Raw genomic sequence first — 21,921 nt, 5'->3', positions numbered from 1 at the left:
ATGCAGCGAGTTTAAAGCGTTACAGCATCCTTAGAGCGTCATGTCAGACGCGCGGCGCTGTGGCCGTTTCGCTCCGGATCAGATCGATTGCAGTCCACGTCACAAATCCTCAAGCGGCGCCCAACCGGCGCGAAAACCGGTCTTTCGCATCCGCTGCTCGCCGTATGGGCCGGGGGCGCATCGCTGATCGTGCTGATGCCGATCCTCGCCATTGCATGGCTGGCGATTTCCGGCGGCGGTTCCGACTGGCCGCATCTCATGCAAAACGTCATCCCGCGCGCCACCATCCGCACGTTGCTGCTGATCGCGTTCACCGGGATGACGACGGCCGTCGTCGGCATCGTGACCGCGTGGCTGGTGGCGAGTTGCGAGTTTCCCTTGCGCCGGTTTCTGTCCGCCGCGCTGGTGTTGCCGCTTGCCATTCCCGCCTATCTCGCCGCCTACGCCTTCGGTGAGCTGTTCACCTTCACCGGGCCGGTGCAGGGGCTGATCCGCGCTATCTTCGGCTTCAAGACCAGCCGCGACTACTGGTTTCCCGATATCCGCTCGCTCGGCGGCGCCGTCCTGGTGCTGAGTTCCGTGCTCTATCCCTATATCTATCTCGCCTGTCGCTCGATGTTTCTGATGCAAGGGCGCGCGGCGGCCGATGTTGCCCGCACGCTCGGCGCCGGGCCGCTCAAGGTGTTCTTCCGCATCCAGATCCCGATGGCGCGACCGGCGATCATGATCGGTCTGACGCTGGTGGCGATGGAGACGCTGAACGACATCGGTGCCGTCGAATTCCTCGGCGTGCAGACACTGACCTTCTCGATCTTCGACACCTGGCTCAACCGCGGCAGCCTTGCCGGCGCGGCGCAGATCGCCTGCATCATGCTCGTCTTCGTCATCGGGCTGATGATGATCGAGCGGGCTGCCCGGCGAAGGCAGCGCTTCTCCAGCCAGAAGACGACGTCGGCAGTCCATGATGCGACCAGGCTTCCGCTTTCCGGCTGGAAGAAGTGGGCCGCGACGATTGCGTGCCTGCTTCCGGTGCTCTCCGGCTTCGCGGTCCCGTTCCTGATCCTCGGCAATTACGCGCTGAAGCGCCTCGATCAATTCATCGAACCGCGGTTGCTGAACGCACTCTTCCACAGCATCCTGGTTTCCGGTGCAACCGCGCTGGTCACGGTGCTGCTCGGTTTCGTGCTTGCCTATGCCGCGCGTACCGGACGCTCGCGTTTCACCGATACCGCCGGCCGCCTCGCCTCCTTCGGCTATGGCGTGCCCGGCACGGTTCTGGCGATCGGCGTGCTCTTCCCGCTGGCAGCGCTAGACAATCTGGTCGACGCCGGCTTTCGCAGCACCTTGGGCATATCCACCGGGCTACTGATGACGGGAACGGGCTTTGCCATCATCTACGCCTGCACCGTCCGGTTCCTCACCATGGCCGAAGGCACGCTGGAGGCGGGTTTCCAGAAGCTGTCGCCGCACCTCGACATGGCTGCACGTGCGCTTGGCCGCACCGGAGGGCAGACGCTGCGAACCGTGCTTCTGCCGATGATGCGCCCCGCCGTGTTGACCGCAGCACTTCTCGTCTTCATCGAGACCATGAAGGAACTGTCGGCGACGATCATGCTGCGCCCGTTCAACTTCAACACGCTTGCGACGCTTGTTTACGAGGACGCATCGCGTGCCAAGGTCGAGGATGCATCGGTGGCTGCGATGATCATCGTCGTTGCCGGCATGATCCCCGTGATCCTGGTTTCGAGATCGATGGAGCGTCGGCCCTAACGCAGGTCGCGCAAAAGTGCGCAGCGGTTTTGCGATAAGGACATGCGTTAAGAAAAGAGCTTAAAGCGCAACAAGGGAATCCTGGAAATCGCAACGCGCTTAACAGCATTTCCAGGAAAAGTGCGAAGCGGTTTTCCGTCTGGAAATACGGGAAAACAAAGAGATAGAGCGTTTCCGCACCTCCGCCCAAAACGCTCTGTCCCGAAGGCAAAAAAAGAGGTGGCTGGGAGGCCACCTCGATAATTCAATGCTAAACCAACAAATGCTCGAGAAGTAATGACATCATGTCTGCGGCGGCATCGCTGCCAGGCGCCGACCACTCATCGGCCGGCCTCAAGTTGACATGACCATGCGCCCCCAATCGTTAACAAGACCTTACCAGCCGATCCGACAATTTTAGGGATTTATCAGCAAGTCTGAAGCCTTGGTTAATTCCGAAAGCGCGAACAAGTTAACGGCCCCTCAATTTTTGAGGGCATCGAGCCCGGCGAAAAGATCGAGCGCTTCCGGGTTGGCGAGCGCCTCCTTGTTCTTGACCGGGCGTCCATGCACAACGTCGCGGACCGCCAATTCGACGATCTTGCCCGACTTCGTGCGCGGAATATCGGCAACGGCGATGATCTTCGCCGGCACATGGCGGGGCGATGCGCCGGTGCGGATACGGTTCCTGATCGCCTTCTCCAATTGCTCATCGAGCGAGGCGCCGGATGCCATGCGCACGAACAGCACGACGCGCACGTCGTCTTCCCAGTCCTGTCCGATGCAGAGCGCTTCGGCCACCTCTTCCATCTGCTCGACCTGATTGTAGATCTCCGCCGTGCCGATGCGCACACCGCCGGGATTGAGTGTCGCGTCGGAGCGACCATGGATGACGATGCCGCCATGCGACGTCCATTCGGCAAAGTCGCCATGGCACCAGACGTTGTCGAAACGTTCGAAATAGGCGGCGCGGTATTTGACGCCTTCGGGATCGTTCCAGAACATCACCGGCATCGACGGGAATGCCTTGGTGCAGACGAGTTCACCCTTTTCGCCGCGCACGGAGCGCCCCTCGTCGTCCCAGACATCGATGGCCAGTCCGAGGCCAGGACCCTGGATCTCGCCACGCCAGACCGGCTTCAGCGGATTGCCGAGCACGAAGCACGAAACGATGTCGGTGCCGCCGGAGATCGACGCAAGCTGGACGTCCTGTTTGATGCCTTCATAGACGAAGGAGAAGCCTTCGGGCGACAGCGGCGAGCCAGTCGAGGTCAAGAGCCGCAGGCTTGAAAGGTCGTGGGTCTTGGCCGGCTCAAATCCGCCCTTGCGGACCGCGTCGATGTATTTTGCCGACGTACCGAAGACGGCAAACGTTTCGTCCGCCGCATAATCGAACAGGACGTTTCCATCAGGATAGAACGGCGAGCCGTCGAACAGGCACAGCGTCGCGCCGACCGCCAGGCCGGAGGCGAGCCAGTTCCACATCATCCAGCCGCAGGTGGTGAAATAGAAGAGCTTCTCCCCGTCGCCGAGCCCGCAGTGGAAGCGATGTTCCTTCAAATGCTGCAGCAGCGTGCCGCCGGCCGAATGAACGATGCACTTCGGGACGCCCGTGGTGCCGGAGGAGAAGAGCACATAGAGCGGGTGGCTGAACGGCAAACGCTCGAAGGCGAGCGCCTCGGCTTTAAACGGAGCGATGAAGTCCTCGAGCGTCACGCCATCGGCAATTGAGGCCGCCAGCGCCCTCGCCTCGCCCGCATAGGGAACGATGAGGGCTGGAACGTCGAGAGCCATGGAGACCGCACGAACCTTGGCGTCGACGTCCTGTCGTTTGCCGTTGTACCAATAGCCGTCGCAGGCGATGAACAGTTTCGGGGTGATCTGGCCAAAGCGATCGAGAACGCCCTGCTCGCCAAAATCGGGAGAACAGGACGACCAGATCGCACCGATCGACGCGGTCGCCAGCATGAGAGCGATCGTTTCGGGCATATTGGGCATCATCGCGGCGACGCGGTCACCCTTGCCGATGCTGCGCGCTTTCAGCGCCTGCTGCAGCCGCGAGACCAGCGTGCGCAGATCATCCCAGGAAAGCCGGTAGCTGACCTTATCCTCGCCGCGGAAAATGAGCGCATCGTCGCCGCCGGCGCGCCGCAGCAGGTTCTCGGCGAAATTCAGCGACGCCTCGGGAAAGAACCGAGCGTCGAGCATGCTGTTACCATTGACCAGAGCCGTCGCGCCACGATCGCCGATGACTTCGCAATGCTCCCAGACCGCCGTCCAGAAATCGCCGCGTTCGGCAACCGACCACGCGTGAAACGCGTCGTAATCGGCAAAGTCTTTGCCGAAGCGCTCGCTGCACCAGGCGATAAATTGCGCCATCGGGCTGTGCTCGCGGATCTCTGGACCGGGAACCCACAAAGGTTGCTCAGACTGCATGCTTTCCTCCACTCCTACTCCATGCCCTCTATACCATGCTGCAACGCAAAATAAACAGCAGGAGAACCCGCTCCGGCGTCGCATTGGCGACATTTCCATGTCGGGCGCATTTGATTTATGCGGGCTGAAAGCCTATCCAAGCAGCGTGATCCCAAGCGATGGGCAACCAGGCGGAAATGACAAGAAAAATCCTGCATATGATGGGTGAATCACGCCTTTGGTCGCGGCTTCGTCGTCGCCATTTCCTCTGGCCGGCGGCGATCGGCATCGTGCTGGCCGTCGGATACAACGCGGCCCTGCCGCTCGTGATCTCGACGACGGACGTGCGGCCGACGATGGAGCGCATGCTCGACGCCTGGTCGGGTGGCAAGAGCAGGATAACCGGCGAGCCGAACATCCGTTTCTGGCCGAACCCGACGCTGACATTGTACGGCGCCACGATCGAGACGACCGACGGTACCCCCCGCACACTCGCCCGGATCGGCAGCATCACCGCAGCCTTCAGCCTGGTTTCTGCGCTTCGCGGCGAACCGGCACTCGAAGACATCCGCCTCATCGAGCCTGTGGTAACGCTGGAGCGTGGCATCGACGGCACGCTCAACTGGGAGCGGCCGCGCTGGCTTGCGCCGCGCGAGGCGAAAGCGGACAACGACGACACCCCCTTCGGCGACATCACGATCGAGAATGGCCGCCTGCAGGTATTCGACCGGGCGACCAATTATGCGCGGGAGTTTCCCGGCATATCCGGCACCGTGAAGTGGCCCTCCTTTGCCGGGCGCCTGAATGCGCAACTGTCGAGCATGATCGGCGGGCAGGCCGTGAGCTGGGCGCTGGCCTGCGACGAGCCGCTGACGCTGCTGGCCGGCCGCAACACGACGCTGAAGACATCGCTGACCTCGGCCCCCCTCAATTTCTCCTTCGAGGGCGTCGGCAATCTGTCGATGAAACCATTCGCCTCGGGGCGGCTCCAGGTTTCCACCGCCTCGCTGCCGGCGCTTGCCGCGTGGTTTGAGGGGGCCTCGCATGAGGGGCTGCCCGAGAGCAGCTTCGATCTCAGTGCCAACGTCACGACCGGAGACGCGACGCTGAAGCTGGATGACTTGCGCCTGGCGATCGGCGGCGCGACGGCAACCGGGGTGCTCGACGTTGTCGCTCCTGCCAACGACACACCGCGCGTCGAGGGCACGCTCGCGTTCGACAGGATCGACCTCAACGGACTGCAACCACTTTTTGCGCAGCTTCCGGTCGATCCAGAAGAACTCGCCAGACATATGACCGAGGCTTTCGCCCGCACCTGGCGCGTCGACGTGCGCCTTTCGACGCAGGAGGCAGCGATCGGCCCGTTGCGGCTGACCGACGTGGCGGCCGGCGTCATGGTCGATCACGGGCGGGCGTCGCTTGATATCGGCGACAGCACCTATGCCAATGGCAGGCTCAGCGGCCGCCTCGTGCTGTCGGAAGCGGGCTTGACCCGTGGCGGCAAGCTAGAGCTGGCTCTCAAGGATGCGGATCTTGCGGCCGCCGTCGCCGACTTCGGCTTCACCGGCCCGGTGCCGACGGGACGCGGCAACGTCAACCTGGACCTGGCGACCGATCACCCGTTCTGGACGCCACGCGCAGCCGACGCATCCGGGCGCCTGACCTTGTCGCTTGCCAACGGCAGACTATCCGAATTCGACTCCGACGCCTTCTCGGACCTGGTCCGCAGGGGTGAGTTCTTCTCGCTGTCGCAGGCAGGCAGCGGCACGTTCGATTTTCAGCGGGCCGACATCGAGGCGCGCTTCAGCGACGGATCGGCCCGGTTGAACCGCGCTACCTTTATCGGGCCGACGGGCAGCCTGTCGGTCAACGGCGTCATACCCTATCGCAGCGGCAGCCTGGCTCTTGCCGGAACCTTTACCGACGCTACCAATGCCGCCCAGCGATTGCGGTTCTTCGTCGGCGGCTCCTGGCCGAATGCGGTGATCTCGCCGCTCTCGGTTCTCGGCGAGCCCAACTGAAACGGCCGGCGCTTTAAATGCACCAGCCGTCCTCTTGAAAACGGAGCTGAACTCTACTGCGCGAAAGCGGCGCGCTCGTCCTTCTCGCGTTGCGCTTCACGCTGTTTGGTCACAACAGAGGCAACGACGACACCGATCGCGACAATGCCGATCAGGATCGTGCAGATCGCGTTGATTTCAGGCGTCACCCCGAGACGAACCTGGCTGTAGATCTTCATCGGCAGCGTGGTGGCACCGGGGCCTGTGGTGAAGCTCGAGATCACGAGATCGTCGAGCGACAGCGTGAAGGCCAGCACCCAGCCGGAAAAGACGGCCGGCGCGATCACCGGCAGAGTGATCGCAAAGAAGGTCCTGACCGGGGTCGCGCCCAGATCCAGCGCCGCCTCCTCGATCGACTGGTCGAAGCTCAGGAGCCGCGACTGCACGACAACGGCAACGAAGCACATGGTGAAGGTGATGTGCGCAAGGGTGATCGTCCAGAAGCCACGGTCGAGCCCGATGGCAACGAACAGCAACAGCAGCGACAGGCCGGTGATCACCTCAGGCATGACCAGCGGCGCATAGACCATGCCGGAAAACAGCATGCGGCCGCGAAAGCGCGTGTAGCGCACCAGCGCGAGGGCCGCCAAGGTCCCGAGCACGGTTGCGCAGGTGGCCGAGATCAATGCCACGCGGATGGTGACCCAGGCGGCGTCGAGAAGCGCCTGATTGTGCCAGAGCTGCGCGTACCATTTGGTCGAAAACCCGGCCCATACCGTGACCAGCTTCGATTCGTTGAACGAGAAGATCACCAAAAGCACGATCGGCAGATAGAGAAAGCCGAAGCCGAGCACGATCGAGGCAATGTTGAAGCGTGACCAGTTGCCCATGACCTACTTCCCCTCGCCGTCGGCTTTGGCCTGCGCGTTCTGGAAGAACACGATCGGTATCACCAGGATCAAAAGCAGGATCGTGGCAACCGCCGAAGAGACCGGCCAGTCGCGGTTGGCGTTGAACTCGTTCCACAGCGTCTTGCCGATCATCAGCGTTTCCGATCCGCCGAGCAGATCGGGGATGACGAACTCGCCGACAGCCGGAATGAAGACGAGCAGGCAACCGGCAACGACGCCGGCCAGTGACAGCGGGAACGTGACGCGCCAGAAGGCGGAGAATGGCGTGCAGCCGAGATCCAGCGCCGCTTCCGTCAGCGTGTGGTCCATCTTCTCCAGCGACGAATAGATCGGCAGGACCATGAACGGCAGGTAGGAATAGACGATACCGATATAGATCGCCCAGTTGGTGTTGAGGATGATCAGCGGCTGGTCGATGACATTGATGCTCATCAGGAACTGGTTGAGCAGTCCTTCCGGCTTCAGGATGGCGATCCAGGCGTAAACGCGGATCAGGAAGCTGGTCCAAAACGGCAGGATCACCAACATCAACAGCGTCGGGCGGATCGATTTCGGCGCCTTCGCCATCCCGTAGGCGACGGGATAGGCGATCATCAACGTCAGCACCGTCGAGATTCCGGCGATGATGACACTCGACACATAGGCGTTGAAGTAGAGAACGTCCTCGGTCAGCCAGACATAGTTGTCGAGCGAGAACTCCCGTGCCTTTTCCATAATGCCGGAAAGGCCACCGAGGAGATCGAAGACCGGCGTATAGGGTGGCATCGCCACCGCCGTCTGCGACAACGAGATACGGAAGACGATGAAGAAGGGAATCAGGAAGAAGAACAGTAGCCAGGCATAGGGGATGATGATGACCAGGCGGCTGAAGACGGCTGATGCAACGCGCGCCATGGCTTCAATCCTTCAAGACGACGCCGGCGTCTTCGCCGAACGAGATCCAGACCTGCTGGTCGTAGCCGAAGGGATCTTCCACGGCGCGCACCGCGTTCAAGGACGACGCCTTCACGACCCTGCCATCCTTCAATCTGATATGGAAGACGGTCATGTCGCCGAGATAGCCGACGTCCCAGATCTCACCCTCGACCGCGTTGACCGGCGCGTGCGCCGGCGGCTGGCGGGTGACACGGATCTTTTCCGGGCGAATGGCGACCGCGGCCTTGGCGCCGGCGGCAGGCCTCTCCGGCGATGCCATGCGAATGGGAAAGCCGTTGCCGGTTTCAATGCTGAGGTAGCCGTTTTCCGCGGTTGTGGCTGTTCCGTCGAAGATGTTCACATCGCCGATGAAGTCGGCGACGAAGCGCGAATTGGGCGCCTCGTAGATTTCCGCTGGCGTTGCCACCTGCGCGACCTTGCCGTGGCTCATGACGGCGATGCGGTCCGCCATCGTCATCGCTTCCTCCTGGTCGTGCGTGACCACGACGAAGGTAAGGCCGAGTTCCTGCTGCAGGTCCATCAGTTCGAACTGGGTTTCCTCGCGCAGCTTCTTGTCGAGTGCGCCGAGCGGCTCGTCGAGCAGCAGCACCTTCGGGCGCTTGGCGAGTGAGCGTGCCAGCGCGACACGTTGGCGCTGGCCGCCGGAAAGCTGGTGCGGCTTGCGCTTGGCAAACTTCTCGAGCTTCACCAGCTTGAGCATCTGGCCGACGCGCTCGGCGATGTCGGCCTTGGGCATGCCGTCCTGCTTCAGGCCGAAGGCGATGTTGGTCTCAACGGTCATATGCGGAAACAGCGCGTAGGACTGGAACATCATGTTGACGGGCCGCCGGTAGGGCGGAATGCCGGCAAGGTTCTGGCCGTCGAGAATGATCTCCCCCGAGGTCGGCTGCTCGAAACCGGCCAGCATGCGCAGGAGCGTCGACTTTCCGCAGCCCGACGCACCCAAGAGTGCAAAGAACTCGCGCGTGTAGATGTTGAGCGAAAGATCGTCGACGGCGGTGAAATCGCCGAACTTCTTGGTGACGTTCTTGACGGAAATGAATGGCTTGGAAGCGGGATCCGCCCAGGGGGCGAAAGAGCGCCTGATACTGCCGAGTGACTTCATCATCTATCCCCGAATGATACAGCCGATGGGCACTCTCGTTTTCCCCGGTGCCCCCTTTAAGAAAATTGCCCGGATTTTGAGGTCCGGGCAATTCGTTTTGCTCTTACTGGCCGGTGACGACCTTTGTCCAGAGCCGGGTCAATACCCGCTGCTCCTTCGCCTCGAACGGCGTGACCGTGAACAGTTTCTGCATCACATCATCGGTGGGGTAGATGGCGGTGTCTTCGAGAACCGCCTTGTCCAGGAACTGCTGCGAGGCCTTGTTGCCGTTGGCGTAGAAGACATAGTTCGACGCCTTGGCGACGACCTCCGGCTTCATCATGTAGTTGAGGAATTCATGCGCTTCGGCGACATGCGGAGCGTCCGCCGGAATGGCGAGCATGTCGAACCACATCTGCGCGCCCTGCGACGGGATCGCATAATCGACGGTTACGCCAGCCTTGGCTTCGGCGGCGCGGTCACGGGCCTGAAAGACATCGCCGGAAAAGCCGACCGCGAGGCAGATATCGCCATTGGCAAGCGCGTTGATGTATTCCGACGAGTGAAACTTGCGGATATTCGGACGAACGCTGGCAAGCAGTTCGGCAGCCTTTTCAAGATCGGCCGCTTCGTGGCTATCAGGATTGAGGCCGAGATAGGCGAGCGCCGACGGCATCACATCCGTCGGGGAATCGAGAACATGGATGCCGCAATCCTTGAACTTGGCGGCTAGTTCCGGCTTGAAGATGACGTCCCAGTTGGGCTTCTCGTCGGTGCCGAGAATTTCCTTCATCTTGTCGACGTTGTAGCCGATGCCGGTGGTGCCCCACATGTAGTCGATGGCGTATTCGTTGCCCGGATCGTACTTGGCCGTACGCTCCATGATCACGTCCCACATATTGGTGAGGTTCGGGAGCTTGGACTTGTCGAGCTTCTGGAACACGCCGGCCGCGATCTGGCGCTGCAGGAAGGTCGCCGTCGGGACGACGACGTCGTAGCCCGAGCCGCCTGCGAGCAATTTGGTTTCGAGGATCTCGTTGGAATCGAAGACGTCGTAGACGACCTTGATGCCCGTTTCCTTGGTGAAGTCTTCCAGAATGCTGCTGTCGATATAATCCGACCAGTTATAGACGTTGACCACCCGCTCCTGCGCCGAAGCGAGCATGGTCGAACCGGCCAGTATGACCGTCGCCATGGTTGTAACGATGAATTTGGACATGCAGTTCCCTCGTTATTATCGGTCCGGACAAGGCCGCCCCGTGACACGGATCCAGGCCCATTCTGGATCGCTCCGGGGCGAGGTTAGGCATGTTTCTCGACAACCTCAAGCGGTTTTGTGCCGGAAAGAGGCGGACCTCTTCAGCCACCCCAGTTTTCGCAAGCCAAGGAAAATCGGGCACTTATGGCGAAGGGCGCGATCCCGCCATCGGCAGGTACCAAGCGGCCGACGTTAACCATGGCGGCAACCAGCCAGAACACGCGTTCGTTTACGATTGATTAACCATAAGGCGCATGCGATTTTTCCCCTCGGTTGTGTATCAGCGTCTGGGTAGTGTCATGAGTGGACGGAACCGCAGGATCGATCCGAGAGAGTTGAAGCGCCTTTCGATACTCGAGCCACAGAAATCCCTTGCGGCGATCGCGGTCGACTGGGCGATCATCGCCACCGCCATCGCCGTCAGCGAATATACCGGCAATATCCTCGTCTACCTCATGACCGTGATCGTGATTGCCGGTCGCATGCATGCGTTCGGTTGTCTCGTTCATGAGGCGGCGCACTACCGCATCATCAAGAACCGCAAGCTCAGCGACTGGATGAGCGACCTGTTGCTCGCCTGGCCGATGCTGGCGACCGTCGATGGCTACCGGCAGAACCACCTGGCACACCACCAGCATGCCAACACCGACGACGACCCGGACTGGACGGCAAAGCTCGGCATGGCGCAGTTCACCTTTCCGCAGAAGATCGCGCGTGGCGTGATGCAACTGCTCGGCTATCTCGTCGCCGTCAACTCGATCCGCGACATGGTGCACATGGCCAAGCGCATGTCGAAGAACGACCGGTCGACGCGGAGCTACAAGATGCTGCGCCTTTGCTTCTATATCGCTGCCGCCGCCATTTTCAGCCTTCTCGGCATCTGGCGCGAATTCGCGCTCTACTGGCTCGTGCCGTTCTTCACCTTCTTCTGCCTGTTCCTTTACGTGCGCAGCGTTGCGGAGCATTTCGGCAACATGGACTATAGCGACGAGCTGACGAGTTCACGCACGGTCTATCCGCATGCCTGGGAAAGACTGTTCTTTGCTCCGCACCACATCAACTATCATCTGGAGCACCACCTCTATCCCGGCGTGCCGTTCTATAACCTGCCCGAACTGCACGCGATCCTGATGCGCGACAAAGCCTATGCGGACAAGGCGCACATTACCCGCGGCTATACGACCGGACTACCGGCCGAATGCTTCGCCGCCAGTGCGCCGCTGCTGCCGAGCCATCACCCCGTCCGCTACTGAAAGTCCCAGCGCCTACTGAAAATCGAAGACGCTGAGGCCTGTTGCCATCTCGTCGAGCCCAAGCGGGCGCGTCACCGGAGGCTCGGCGCGCGCAAGACAGCCCTGCCGCTCGCAGAGCCGACAGGCCGCCCCGATCGCAACCGCGGGCGAGCGTAGCGTGCCATAGACCACCTCATCGGCAAAAGAGGCCTCACAACTGATCAGCAACGCGGTGCGGCGAACCCGCTCTTCAAAGCCCGCCTGCGGACCATCGAGCGTGCGCGACACGGTAAGGAACGCCAGTCCCTCTGTTGTCTCTACGCGGTCCACCAGGATTTGCCCCGGCACCGAGAAGGCGGCATGGATATTGAGCTTCGGACAGCCGCCGCCGAACCTCGCTTGCGGGAAACCCGATGCGCCGGAACGACGGAGCCGATGCCCGGCATTGTCGATCTCCATCAGGAAAAACGGAACGCCGGTCGCGCCGGGCCGCTGCAGCATGGTCAGCCGGTTGGCGACCTGCTCGAACGACACTTGGAAACGCGCCCTGAGCACGTCGATATCGTATCTCGCCCGGACGGCTGCCGCATGAAATGCCGCATAGGGCATCATCAATGCGTGGGCGGCATAGCGGGCGAGTTCGAAGCGGCCGATGCGGCGCGCTTCGGCGGTCGACAGGCGCAGCGTCTCCAACTCCCGGACGATCGCTTCGTGACAGGCAATCGAGGCAACCTCCATGGCGATCTCGCGCAACTGGTCATAGGGCGATAGGCGCTCGGAGATGAAGAGCCGCATGGAATGGCGATCGAAGCGGCGACGCAGATTGGGCATGGCATGAACGGGCAGATTGCGCACGACCAGGCCGTGTTCCTTCTTCAGCCAGGCTTTCAGTGCGCCGATCAGATCATCGCCCGGCGAAAGCGCCTCGTGAAAGGCCTCCGCCATTTCTTCGATCCGGGCGAAATGATTGGGTCTCGCCTCCAGCGTCTCGCGCACCTCGTCCATCGGTAGGCGGGTGCCCGACAGCGCCTCCATGTGCCCCTGCCCCGCCAGGAGGTCGGCAAGGTCCTTTAGCCGCGCCGCCTGCTCGCGATAGGCGCGGTAAAGCTTGACGACGCCGCCGGCGGCATTGGGCGCCGCTTCGGCAACTTCGATCAATTCCTGATCCCCCGGCAGTTCCGCCGCCAGCAGCGGATCGGCAAAGACCTCGCGCAATTGCGCCAGTCCACCGCCAGTTTCACCCTGCAGTTCCTCGAGGTCGACCTTGTAGACCGATGCGAGTTTCAGAAGCAGCTGGACGGTCAGCGGACGCTGATTGCGCTCGATCAGGTTGAGGTAGGACGGCGAGATGCCAAGCGCTTCGGCCATCGCCGTCTGCGTCAGCGAGAGCCCGTTGCGGATCCGCCGGACACGAGGACCGGCAAAGATCTTGTTCTCAGCCATTTGTCACTACCTTTACAACTCTGACGACGACCACACATTTACATAATTTACAAATTTACCGTGCACGCCTGTCAAAGGCAAGACAAGATAACCCTTTTGAAAGGCCATGAACTTCGATTTCCATAGCCCTATTGCGCAGCGCAATGTAAAAACTGTCACATCAACTAGAGACGAGGAAAGCCATACGACAAAAGTCGAATGGTGGATGAGTTCCAGCAGGAGGAAATGATGACTGATTTTTACAAGCTTGTTCCCAGTGCCCAGCAAGGCCGCTTTGATGGCATCGAACGCCCCTACACCGCTGAAACCGTGAAGCGGCTGCGTGGTTCGGTCGAGATCCGTTACTCCCTGGCCGAAATGGGTGCCAACCGCTTGTGGAAGCTCATTCACGAAGAGGACTTCGTCAACGCGCTCGGCGCGCTCTCGGGCAATCAGGCCATGCAGATGGTTCGCGCCGGCCTGAAAGCAATCTACCTCTCCGGCTGGCAGGTCGCGGCCGACGCCAACACCGCATCAGCGATGTATCCGGACCAATCGCTCTATCCGGCAAATGCCGCTCCGGAGCTGGCAAAGCGCATCAACCGCACGCTCCAGCGCGCCGACCAGATCGAGACCTCGGAAGGCAAGGGGCTATCGGTCGACACCTGGTTCGCACCGATCGTTGCCGACGCCGAAGCCGGTTTCGGCGGCCCGCTCAATGCCTTCGAGATCATGAAGGCCTTCATCGAGGCCGGAGCTGCGGGCGTTCACTACGAGGACCAGCTGGCGTCCGAAAAGAAGTGCGGCCATCTCGGCGGCAAGGTCCTGATCCCGACGGCCGCGCATATCCGCAATCTCAACGCGGCACGGCTTGCAGCCGACGTCATGGGTACGCCGACGCTCGTCATCGCCCGCACCGATGCGGAAGCGGCCAAGCTGTTGACGTCGGATATCGACGAACGCGATCGCCCCTTCGTCGATTATGACGCCGGACGCACGGTCGAAGGCTTCTACCAGGTGAAGAACGGCATCGAGCCGTGCATCGCGCGCGCCATCGCCTATGCGCCGCATTGCGACCTGATCTGGTGCGAAACCTCCAAGCCGGACCTGGAGCAGGCCCGCAAGTTTGCCGAGGGCGTGCACAAGGCGCATCCGGGCAAGCTGCTCGCCTACAACTGCTCGCCGTCGTTCAACTGGAAGAAAAACCTCGACGACGCGACGATCGCCAAGTTCCAGCGGGAACTCGGTGCGATGGGCTACAAGTTCCAGTTCATCACGCTTGCCGGCTTCCACCAGCTGAACTTCGGCATGTTCGAGTTGGCGCGCGGCTACAAGGCCCGGCAGATGGCGGCCTATTCGGAGCTTCAGGAGGCGGAGTTCGCCGCCGAGGTCAATGGCTACACCGCGACCAAGCACCAGCGCGAAGTCGGCACCGGCTATTTCGACGCCGTGTCGCTGGCCATCACCGGCGGCCAGTCATCGACGACAGCCATGAAGGAATCGACCGAGCACGACCAGTTCCGCCCGGCCGCAGAGTGAAGGACCGGGGAGCGCGGCAATCCCTGCCCGCCGCGCTCCCCATGCAATCGACGAGAAACCGCTGACACCAAGGAGAACTCCAATGACAGTTCAGACACGCGTCAAGGAAAGGGCCGAGGAACAGTCTTCGGCCATGACCCCGGATCAGCAGGCGGCGATCCGCATGGTCGCCAACGACCTGCACCGCCTTAACCAGGCCGTCATGAAAGCCGTCGACGCCGGCGTATCGGTCGAGCTGGTACGTTCGGCCCGCCATCATGGCGGCGAAGGCAACTGGGGCGACCTGTTGATCCCTGTTATCGTCACTCAGGGACGCGCGTGATGACGGTGCTGACGGCCGCAGCCTTGCTGCTTCTGGCGGCTTGGTCGAGCATACCCAAACCACAGACGGCAACCGCGACCGTCCGCCGCCCCGTTTAGCACCCCACAGACCGACAACCCTGACGCGAAAACGGCCGGCAGCAACGCCGGCCTGCCGCGTTTCACGCCGGTCTTGCAAGCAGATATACCATTTCAAGTTGCTTATTGCCGAGGCTCCTGCCTATACTAACTCGGTCTAGTGCGAGCGGGGGCACGCATGTTCCGGACAGGAACGGCGAATACGGAAGAACTGATCTATCTGATCTATGGCGCTGCGTTCGGCGAATGCAGCTGGGAGGATTTTCTGAGCCGGTTGGCGGGCACTGTGCCAAACGGTAAGTCCGCGCTCCACTATCATGACCTCGCGGCACCCGCGTCGCATGTCCCCTATGTCTCCGGATTTACGGCCGACGACCTCGATCAATTCAACAACCATTTCGCCGCAGTGAACCCGTGGATCCCGAGAACCGTTCTGGTACCCGTCGGCCGGGGCCTATGTGGCGAGCATATCGTTTCGCGGGAAGATCTGGTCAAATCCGAATTCTACAACGACTGGCTAAAGCGACAAACCGGATGCGAGACCAGCGTCGGCGTGACGATCATAAGAGATGCGACACGCACATTCATTCTATCGACATGTACGACATCAACCGACGCAGAGTTCAACCATCACGCCGCCGATCAATATACGAGCCTTGCACCGCATCTCAAACGCGCGTTCGAGTTTGTCCGGAAGCGCGATGTGATGACGGTCGAGCGCCAGCAAGGGCAATCTTTGCTCGATTCGATCGGCGTTGGCCTGATGTATGTCGGCGAGAATCTCCGTGTCCGCTCCATGAATGAACACGCGCAACGCATATCGGCGACAGGCGCGCCAATTCGTATCGCTACAGGCGGGCGCTTGACGTTAAGCTGTCCGCAGACAAGCGCAGCGCTGGAAGCGCTGACATTGCGTGGCTGCACGGATACGCGCCCACATGTCTCCATTGTCAAGGGCGCCGGTGGGACGGCATATCGCATCACGCTCTTGAAGTTGAATTCCGATGCCTTCACCGAACTCCTTAGCGGCCCAACCGTTGCTGTCGTCATTGAACCGACCACGTCGCTGCTTCCGGAAGTGCGGAGCAGGCACTTGGAGGACATCTACGGATTGACTCCCGCCGAAATCAGAATCGCCTCCGGCCTCGCTGCAGGACTGTCGTTAAGGGAAATCGCCCTGGCGAACAGCGTCAGCTACGAAACGATCCGCACCCAGCTGAAGAGCATCTATTCCAAGACCCAGGTGAACTCGCAGGCGGCACTCGTCAGCCTCTTGATGCGCTGACCGCTTCAGCTGCGGCGGGGTCGTTTGCCGGCGAAGATGTCGGCGTGGCTTTTCAGTAATTTTGTCATGCGATCGACGACCGTGCGGATTTCCGTGCGATGGCGGTCCTCGTTGTTCATCACGATCCATTGCCGATGCATAAGCGCAGGGATCTCCTCGCCCGCCCGCTCCAGCAGAGGGTCGAGGTCGCCGACGAAACAGGGCAGCACGGCACAACCGGCTCCCGCCCGGGCGAGATCGAGCAACGAACGAGGGCGCGTTACGGTCGCTACGATACGTCCCGTCGCGTTCTCATGCGGCCAACGCAGATAGGATGAGATTGCATCCTCGTCGCCGACGGCGACCCATCGGCCGTTTGCCGCCGGCGTTGCATTCTTCTGCCGGTAGACGGCATAGGCAACTTCTCCCACCGGGCGGGCTGCCAGATAGCTCTCTTCCGGCTCGAAAGCGCGGATGCCGATATCGCTCTCGCGATAGGCAAGGTTGGCGCGGGTCTCGCCTATGGTGATCGCAAGGCTGAAGCCATCGCGCTCGGTGCAGAGCGCCGGGAAATTTTCGGCAAGCAGCCAGGACACCCAGGTTCCGGCGGTGATGCGAACGACCGCCCCCTCGCCCTCCCGTCGCCAGCTCTCGACGCGGCGGGCCGCCGCCTCCATCTCCTCGAGCTGCTCGAACAGAACCTGCCCGTCGCCGGTCAGCTGGTAGCCGGTCTGGCTGCGCACGAACAGCGTGCGGCCGGTGCGTTCCTCGATCTCGAGCATGCGCCGGCCCAAGGTCGCCGGGCTGGAGCCCAGCGCCTGCGCGGCGCCCGTCAGTCCGCCGGTGCGCGCGACACTCATGAAGCAGCGATAAATGTCCCAATCCATGTCTTTCATCGGTGAAAAACATAGGCCGATATCTTGTGTATGTAAAATAGCCTTTGCTGCATAGAAGAGGGGATGCCATCCAATGAGGAGCATCACCATGGAAATACTGGCAATGGCCTATCTGGCCGATATGACGATGAAAAGCCGCCGCTGGGACGAACATTTCGACCCCAAGCCGCCGGGGTTGGTGAGGCGGATGTTTCGCCGCTGCATCGCTGCGTTTGCGGCGCATCAAGAGATACAAGCCGGCAAGAATAGCCTACAAACGACTTGCGCCGCGCAACCGGTGGGTCGCGCGGCGCAATGCTGAGGACGAAGCCGCTGTGGCCTTGGCCAATCAGGCGGCGCGGTAAGCGTGGATATCGGCGGCTTCCGGCTCGAGCCGGAACTGCTCGACCAGCATCATCAGCGTGTCGGCCTGGTTGGAGAGCGCCAGGCTCGTTGCCGTTGCCTCTTCGACCATCGAGGCGTTCTGCTGGGTCATCTGGTCCATCTGGTTGACCGATCCGTTGACCTCGTTGAGCGCCACCGCCTGGTCACGGCTGGCGGTCGCGATCATTTCGACATGCTGGCTGACAGTAACGATCTGGGCGCTGATCGAGGCCAGCACCGCGCCGGTCTCCTTGACCAGGTGCGAACCGGAATTGACCTCGTTGGTCGACTTGTTGATGAGGCCCTTGATCTCGCGGGCAGCTTCGGCTGAGCGTTGCGCCAGTTCGCGAACCTCCTGTGCCACCACCGCGAAGCCCTTGCCGGCTTCGCCGGCACGTGCCGCCTCGATGCCGGCATTCAGCGCCAAGAGGTTGGTCTGGAACGCAATGTCGTCGATCACCTCGATGATCTGCTCGATCTGGCGTGAGGCCTCTTCGATGCGGCCCATGGCGGCGATCGCATTGGTGACGACGGTTGCCGAGCTGTCGGCGCTCTTCTTCGTCTGCGTGACGGCGACGTTAGCCTCGTTCGCGCGCTCCGCCGACGAGCGGACCGTCACGGTGATCTGGTCGACCGCAGCGGCCGTCTCTTCGAGCGAGGCTGCCTGGGCCTCCGTCCGCTTCGACAGCGAGTCAGCGGCATGATGCATGTCCGAGCCGCTCTGCTGGATCGCCTGTGCATTGGCGCGGATCTGGGCCAGCGTATCCTGCAGGCGGATCAGCGAGCCGTTGAAGTCCGTGCGCAGCTGTTCGAGGCGGCCATGGAACGGAATGTCGATCTGGCGCGACAGGTCGCCCTGCGCCAGACGGCCGAGGCCGGCGGCGAGTTCGCTGACGGCAAGATCGATCTGGCGATCGAGCTCGCGCTTCTCGGCGTCGTTGCGGCTTCGCTCGATCTCGGCGCGGGCGCGCTGTTCTTCGCTTTCTGCCTCGATGCGCACCTTGGAAAGCGCGTTTTCCTTGAAGACGCCCAAGGCGCGGGCCATGTCGCCGATCTCGTCCTGACGGGCGTCGCCGTCAATGGAGGTATCGAGGCGGCCGTCTGCCAGGCGACGCATGGCGGCGGTGATCTGACCGATCGGCTTCTTCAGCGTCAGCGTCAGGGCGATGCCGGCAAGCAGGGCGATGACGACGCCTGCAACAGTCGCGGCCACGGAGATCTGGTTTGCTTCCTGGCGCTCGGTGCCGGCGGCAACCTTCTGCTGTTCGGCAAAACCGGTCAGGTCGCTCCAGATCTGGTTGATCGACTGGCCGGCGGCGTCGAAATCGGCGGTCCGCTTCACGGTGATTTCAACCAGAGACGCGGCGTCCTTTTTCATTACGGTGATGATCGGCATCAGCGTGTCGGCAATGGCGTCGAAGGAGGCACCTTCGCTTGCAACACCGCGCAGCGCTGCCATGTTCTGCTGAACTGCAAGGAACTTGTCGAGCAGCTTCTGGCGGTTGCTTTCCGTCGTCGACCCCATGAAGGTTGCGGCGGAGATCTGGATGTCGGTGATCGAGCTCGAAAGCCGGCGCGTGGCCGTCAGAACGGATTCGGTGCTGACGATAAGCTGATCGAGTTCGGCGAAAATCCGGGTGGCATCGCGCATCTTGCCGACAGAAGCCGCTTCGAGACGGAAGCTCGCGGTGCGGAAACGGTCGACATACTTCGAGATACCGGCAAGCGTTTCAGGACCGGCGGGCGCCTTCAAAAGCGCACCGATCTCGCTCGATGCGGAGGTGATCGTCTCGGTCAGCGACTTCTCGTCTTTCGGCAACAGCCGGAAGATGTCGCGCTCGGTGCGGCCGATCATCGGGAAGCGTTCCTTGACGGCCTTGAGCTTATCCTCGACCGTCGTCGCCTTGCTGACTTCGGTGCCGAACTCGTTGAAGAAGCGGCTGGCGCGCATCAGCTTTTCGGCTTCGCGCAGCATGGTCTTGGCGGCATTCTCGTTCTTGCGCACGGCATATTGCAGCCGGTTCGACTCGTCGTTGATCTTGGCGCGTTCGACCAAGAGAGCATCGAGGTTCGCCGTCATCGTTGCGCGCATCTCCTGCTCGCCGACATGCAGCTTCCAGAGCCCGTCGATGCGGGCTTCGATGTCGGCGGTCGCGGCGATAGCGGCCGTCAACTCGTCCTGGCCGCTCTGGCCGGCAACCTGTGCGGCGGTCTCGGCGAGAATTTCCTTCTGCGCAGTGATCTTGCCCTGCACGGCGTCGCGGGTTTCCTCGGTGGTCGAGTGCAGGAAGTTGTTCATCCCCGCATAGACATCCTTGAAGCCGCTCAGCGTCTGCAGGACGCTGTTCGAAATCTCCATCCGGCCCTGAAGCAGGCCGGACGCATAAAGGCCGGTAATGCCGACGGCACAGATGCTGACGACGAAGGGCAGAATGAAGAACAGCACCTTCGTCTGGATCTTGAAACGGGCAAGAATTCTATCGATGAACATGGAAAACACCTTGGCTCGCAGCTCGCATTCGCCTCCCCCGGCGGCTCGAAACATGTCCCGCCTTCCGCGTAACCGCGAAAAGGACGAAACGATCGAGAGCCACCCGATGCGCAAACAGGCTGATGTTTTTCGGAAAAATCATGCGGCGCACACCGCCAGTCCGTCAGCAATCATTGCGGGACCGCGCCACCTCCCCGGTAGCGAAGTCCTGACGGAACTCACTTCGTCGCAATATTCATTTTGAACGATTAAAAATTGTATAAGCGCGGAGCACTCGCCAACGAATTTCCGAAGGCGTTGGGCTCATGAGGCGCTCGAGGTCCGGCCGTTAGCGGCCGGCTGGCAGCATCAGAGCCAATAAGCCGGCAGCGTTGCGAGGGCAGCAACGGCAAAGAACGCGATCAGAGCAATGCGGGTCAACGCTACTCTCTGGACGCGGCTCTCGTCGGTGCGAGCGATCGCGATGGCGCGGGGACGACGGCGTGGCTGGTTCATGACATCCTGTCCTTCTCACTGACCGGCAACGTTCGGCCCGGATAAACCGGCTTGCCAGTCCAGACCATATTGCAGCCATGCCGTGGCAGAGAAAAGCCCTAAAAATGGAAACAGTGTGATTTCCGTTTGCGGAACAGTTCTTTCTGACCAACCGCCGGCTGTGCCGACACCAAAGAGGTTCCGGCATATCCGTTAACAATGGCTGAAGCCAAATGCCGCAAAACCAGGGATCAGACGTCCTGGCCGGCTGCGAAGCCCGATGCCCAGGCCCATTGGAAATTGTAGCCGCCGAGCCAGCCGGTCACGTCGACGCATTCGCCGACGAAATAGAGACCGGGAACAGCCTTCGCCTGCATCGTCTTTGAATCGAGACCATTGGTGTCGACGCCGCCGAGCGTCACCTCGGCAGTGCGATAGCCTTCGGAACCGGCGGGCTTGATCGCCCAAGCCTGGATCGATGCCGATAGCGCATCGATGGTCTTGTCCGAGAGGTCGGCGAGCTGCCGTCCCGTCAGCTTGGCGCCATCGGCAAAGAATTGCGCAAGCCGGCGTGGCAGAATATCGCCGAGCGCCGTCTGGACGGCCTGCTTGCCATTGGTGCGGCGCAAACCTTTTAGGATCGAGGCGATGTCGATATCGGGCATCAACCTCAGAACGATGTCCTGCCCCTCGCGCCAGTAGGACGATATCTGCAGGATCGCCGGGCCACTGAGGCCGCGATGGGTGATCAGCACCGCCTCGCGAAACGCCGTCTTACCGGAGCGCGCCTCGGCGTCGGCGGCGACGCCGGCTAGTTCGCCGATCGTCTCAAGCTGCACCGGATCGAGCGTCAGCGGCACAAGCCCGGGACGGGTTTCGACCAGGGCCAATCCGAACTGCTCTGCGATTTTATAGGCAAGCCCCGTTGCGCCCATTTTCGGGATCGACTTGCCGCCGCTGGCCACCACCAGCGACTGGGCATCGACCGGTCCGTCGCCGGTCATCACCCGGAAGCCGGCACCATGGCGCTCGACACTCGCGACCGTCGTCTCAAGCCGAAGCTCGGCGGCCGCATCGCGCATCTCGGCGAGCAACATCCTGATGATGTCCTTGGCCGAATGATCGCAGAACAATTGCCCCAAAGTCTTCTCGTGCCAGGCGATGCCGTGTTTTTCGACCAGCGCCAGGAAGTCTCGCGCGCCGTAGCGCGCGAGCGCCGATTTGCAGAAATGCGGATTGGCCGAGAGGAAGTTCTTCGGCCCGGCATGGATGTTGGTGAAGTTGCAGCGGCCGCCGCCGGAGATGCGGATCTTCTCGCCCGGCGCCTTTGCATGGTCGATGACCAGCACCCGCCGGCCGCGCTTGCCGGCCTCGATGGCGCACATCATGCCGGCCGCACCGGCGCCAATGATCACCACATCCTTCTTCTCAGCCACGAAACACCTTTGAGCTCTTTGCGCATTCCATTCCGGTCACGGCGGCGAAAGT

Annotated in this window: 19 protein-coding genes; 9 read left to right on the top strand and 10 right to left on the bottom strand. The window is 61.6% G+C overall.

What is annotated here, in order from left to right:
* Positions 1–195: 195 nt before the first annotated feature.
* Positions 196–1,770, top strand: coding sequence for an ABC transporter permease (locus J3R84_RS01815; protein WP_373688513.1), 1,575 nt, complete (start codon positions 196–198; stop codon positions 1,768–1,770).
* Positions 1,771–2,232: 462 nt separating this feature from the next.
* Here J3R84_RS01815 and J3R84_RS01810 read toward each other — a convergent pair whose 3' ends face one another.
* Positions 2,233–4,185 carry an acetoacetate--CoA ligase gene (locus J3R84_RS01810; protein ID WP_025425986.1) on the bottom strand — a complete coding sequence of 651 codons (1,953 nt, stop codon included), beginning with the start codon at positions 4,183–4,185 and terminating at the stop codon, positions 2,233–2,235.
* 176 nt (positions 4,186–4,361) lie between these two features.
* Between J3R84_RS01810 and J3R84_RS01805 the strand changes: the two genes are divergently transcribed.
* Positions 4,362–6,185, top strand: coding sequence for an AsmA family protein (locus tag J3R84_RS01805; protein WP_025425985.1), 1,824 nt, complete (start codon positions 4,362–4,364; stop codon positions 6,183–6,185).
* Positions 6,186–6,238: 53 nt separating this feature from the next.
* Here J3R84_RS01805 and J3R84_RS01800 read toward each other — a convergent pair whose 3' ends face one another.
* The 4 genes from J3R84_RS01800 to J3R84_RS01785 all read right to left on the bottom strand — a co-directional run bounded on the left by J3R84_RS01800 (position 6,239) and on the right by J3R84_RS01785 (position 10,314).
* Positions 6,239–7,054, bottom strand: coding sequence for an ABC transporter permease (locus tag J3R84_RS01800; protein ID WP_025425984.1), 816 nt, complete (start codon positions 7,052–7,054; stop codon positions 6,239–6,241).
* Positions 7,055–7,057: 3 nt separating this feature from the next.
* Complete coding sequence (locus J3R84_RS01795) at positions 7,058–7,969, bottom strand: ABC transporter permease subunit (protein WP_025425983.1); 912 nt, start codon at positions 7,967–7,969, stop codon at positions 7,058–7,060.
* A 4-nt stretch (positions 7,970–7,973) separates the two neighbouring features.
* The gene (locus J3R84_RS01790) at positions 7,974–9,116 is read right to left on the bottom strand and encodes an ABC transporter ATP-binding protein (protein WP_025425982.1); all 1,143 of its coding nucleotides are present in this window, start codon (positions 9,114–9,116) and stop codon (positions 7,974–7,976) included.
* Between the two features lie 103 nt (positions 9,117–9,219).
* Entirely contained in the window at positions 9,220–10,314 is a 1,095-nt protein-coding gene (locus tag J3R84_RS01785; protein WP_025425981.1) for a polyamine ABC transporter substrate-binding protein, read from the bottom strand.
* 89 nt (positions 10,315–10,403) lie between these two features.
* Here J3R84_RS01785 and J3R84_RS01780 point away from each other — a divergent pair, with 89 nt between their 5' ends.
* Both J3R84_RS01780 and J3R84_RS01775 read left to right on the top strand, forming a co-directional pair.
* On the top strand, positions 10,404–10,592 hold the full coding sequence (locus J3R84_RS01780) for a hypothetical protein (protein ID WP_128090405.1): 189 nt from the start codon (positions 10,404–10,406) through the stop codon (positions 10,590–10,592).
* A 60-nt stretch (positions 10,593–10,652) separates the two neighbouring features.
* Positions 10,653–11,606, top strand: coding sequence for a fatty acid desaturase family protein (locus J3R84_RS01775; RefSeq protein WP_162250494.1), 954 nt, complete (start codon positions 10,653–10,655; stop codon positions 11,604–11,606).
* 12 nt (positions 11,607–11,618) lie between these two features.
* Here J3R84_RS01775 and J3R84_RS01770 read toward each other — a convergent pair whose 3' ends face one another.
* The gene (locus tag J3R84_RS01770) at positions 11,619–13,028 is read right to left on the bottom strand and encodes a helix-turn-helix domain-containing protein (protein WP_025425979.1); all 1,410 of its coding nucleotides are present in this window, start codon (positions 13,026–13,028) and stop codon (positions 11,619–11,621) included.
* Between the two features lie 228 nt (positions 13,029–13,256).
* Between J3R84_RS01770 and aceA the strand changes: the two genes are divergently transcribed.
* From aceA to J3R84_RS01755, 3 genes are all read left to right on the top strand, one after another.
* Positions 13,257–14,546 (top strand): isocitrate lyase, encoded by a 1,290-nt coding sequence (gene aceA, locus J3R84_RS01765; protein WP_025425978.1) that lies wholly within the window; start codon positions 13,257–13,259, stop codon positions 14,544–14,546.
* Positions 14,547–14,628: 82 nt separating this feature from the next.
* Positions 14,629–14,868: an SMc00767 family acetate metabolism repressor gene (locus tag J3R84_RS01760; RefSeq protein ID WP_025425977.1), complete on the top strand. Its 240-nt coding sequence runs from the start codon at positions 14,629–14,631 to the stop codon at positions 14,866–14,868.
* A 255-nt stretch (positions 14,869–15,123) separates the two neighbouring features.
* Entirely contained in the window at positions 15,124–16,230 is a 1,107-nt protein-coding gene (locus J3R84_RS01755) for a helix-turn-helix transcriptional regulator (RefSeq protein WP_203527667.1), read from the top strand.
* A gap of 5 nt (positions 16,231–16,235) precedes the next feature.
* On the opposite strand, the gene J3R84_RS01750 is transcribed toward J3R84_RS01755, so the two are convergent.
* The gene (locus tag J3R84_RS01750) at positions 16,236–17,105 is read right to left on the bottom strand and encodes a LysR family transcriptional regulator (protein WP_025425975.1); all 870 of its coding nucleotides are present in this window, start codon (positions 17,103–17,105) and stop codon (positions 16,236–16,238) included.
* 88 nt (positions 17,106–17,193) lie between these two features.
* Between J3R84_RS01750 and J3R84_RS01745 the strand changes: the two genes are divergently transcribed.
* Entirely contained in the window at positions 17,194–17,406 is a 213-nt protein-coding gene (locus J3R84_RS01745) for a hypothetical protein (RefSeq protein WP_057212488.1), read from the top strand.
* A 27-nt stretch (positions 17,407–17,433) separates the two neighbouring features.
* Here the strand turns inward: J3R84_RS01745 and J3R84_RS01740 are convergent, their stop codons facing one another.
* The gene (locus tag J3R84_RS01740; protein WP_203527669.1) at positions 17,434–19,959 is read right to left on the bottom strand and encodes a methyl-accepting chemotaxis protein; all 2,526 of its coding nucleotides are present in this window, start codon (positions 19,957–19,959) and stop codon (positions 17,434–17,436) included.
* Between J3R84_RS01740 and J3R84_RS01735 the strand changes: the two genes are divergently transcribed.
* Positions 19,952–20,203 carry a hypothetical protein gene (locus J3R84_RS01735; protein WP_146160867.1) on the top strand — a complete coding sequence of 84 codons (252 nt, stop codon included), beginning with the start codon at positions 19,952–19,954 and terminating at the stop codon, positions 20,201–20,203. The genes J3R84_RS01740 and J3R84_RS01735 overlap by 8 nt on opposite strands.
* A gap of 104 nt (positions 20,204–20,307) precedes the next feature.
* Here J3R84_RS01735 and J3R84_RS01730 read toward each other — a convergent pair whose 3' ends face one another.
* Positions 20,308–20,454: a hypothetical protein gene (locus J3R84_RS01730; RefSeq protein WP_164474899.1), complete on the bottom strand. Its 147-nt coding sequence runs from the start codon at positions 20,452–20,454 to the stop codon at positions 20,308–20,310.
* A 230-nt stretch (positions 20,455–20,684) separates the two neighbouring features.
* The gene (locus tag J3R84_RS01725) at positions 20,685–21,869 is read right to left on the bottom strand and encodes a BaiN/RdsA family NAD(P)/FAD-dependent oxidoreductase (protein WP_025425972.1); all 1,185 of its coding nucleotides are present in this window, start codon (positions 21,867–21,869) and stop codon (positions 20,685–20,687) included.
* Positions 21,870–21,921 lie beyond the last annotated feature (52 nt).

Origin of the sequence: Ensifer canadensis, assembly GCF_017488845.2 — a bacterium.
GTDB lineage: Bacteria > Pseudomonadota > Alphaproteobacteria > Rhizobiales > Rhizobiaceae > Ensifer > Ensifer canadensis.
The sequence above is the reverse complement of the archived record's forward strand: the minus strand, read 5'-3'. Positions and strand labels throughout refer to the sequence as shown.

Excerpts from the sequence above, each read along its gene's own strand:
- J3R84_RS01815 (WP_373688513.1), top strand. The coding sequence starts at position 196 with ATGCCGATCCTCGCCATTGCATGGCTGGCGATTTCCGGCGGCGGTTCC.
- J3R84_RS01810 (WP_025425986.1), bottom strand. The coding sequence starts at position 4,185 with ATGCAGTCTGAGCAACCTTTGTGGGTTCCCGGTCCAGAGATCCGCGAG.
- J3R84_RS01805 (WP_025425985.1), top strand. The coding sequence starts at position 4,362 with ATGACAAGAAAAATCCTGCATATGATGGGTGAATCACGCCTTTGGTCG.
- J3R84_RS01800 (WP_025425984.1), bottom strand. The coding sequence starts at position 7,054 with ATGGGCAACTGGTCACGCTTCAACATTGCCTCGATCGTGCTCGGCTTC.
- J3R84_RS01795 (WP_025425983.1), bottom strand. The coding sequence starts at position 7,969 with ATGGCGCGCGTTGCATCAGCCGTCTTCAGCCGCCTGGTCATCATCATC.
- J3R84_RS01790 (WP_025425982.1), bottom strand. The coding sequence starts at position 9,116 with ATGAAGTCACTCGGCAGTATCAGGCGCTCTTTCGCCCCCTGGGCGGAT.
- J3R84_RS01785 (WP_025425981.1), bottom strand. The coding sequence starts at position 10,314 with ATGTCCAAATTCATCGTTACAACCATGGCGACGGTCATACTGGCCGGT.
- J3R84_RS01780 (WP_128090405.1), top strand. The coding sequence starts at position 10,404 with ATGTTTCTCGACAACCTCAAGCGGTTTTGTGCCGGAAAGAGGCGGACC.
- J3R84_RS01775 (WP_162250494.1), top strand. The coding sequence starts at position 10,653 with ATGAGTGGACGGAACCGCAGGATCGATCCGAGAGAGTTGAAGCGCCTT.
- J3R84_RS01770 (WP_025425979.1), bottom strand. The coding sequence starts at position 13,028 with ATGGCTGAGAACAAGATCTTTGCCGGTCCTCGTGTCCGGCGGATCCGC.
- aceA (WP_025425978.1), top strand. The coding sequence starts at position 13,257 with ATGACTGATTTTTACAAGCTTGTTCCCAGTGCCCAGCAAGGCCGCTTT.
- J3R84_RS01760 (WP_025425977.1), top strand. The coding sequence starts at position 14,629 with ATGACAGTTCAGACACGCGTCAAGGAAAGGGCCGAGGAACAGTCTTCG.
- J3R84_RS01755 (WP_203527667.1), top strand. The coding sequence starts at position 15,124 with ATGTTCCGGACAGGAACGGCGAATACGGAAGAACTGATCTATCTGATC.
- J3R84_RS01750 (WP_025425975.1), bottom strand. The coding sequence starts at position 17,105 with ATGAAAGACATGGATTGGGACATTTATCGCTGCTTCATGAGTGTCGCG.
- J3R84_RS01745 (WP_057212488.1), top strand. The coding sequence starts at position 17,194 with ATGGAAATACTGGCAATGGCCTATCTGGCCGATATGACGATGAAAAGC.
- J3R84_RS01735 (WP_146160867.1), top strand. The coding sequence starts at position 19,952 with ATGAACATGGAAAACACCTTGGCTCGCAGCTCGCATTCGCCTCCCCCG.
- J3R84_RS01740 (WP_203527669.1), bottom strand. The coding sequence starts at position 19,959 with ATGTTCATCGATAGAATTCTTGCCCGTTTCAAGATCCAGACGAAGGTG.
- J3R84_RS01730 (WP_164474899.1), bottom strand. The coding sequence starts at position 20,454 with ATGAACCAGCCACGCCGTCGTCCCCGCGCCATCGCGATCGCTCGCACC.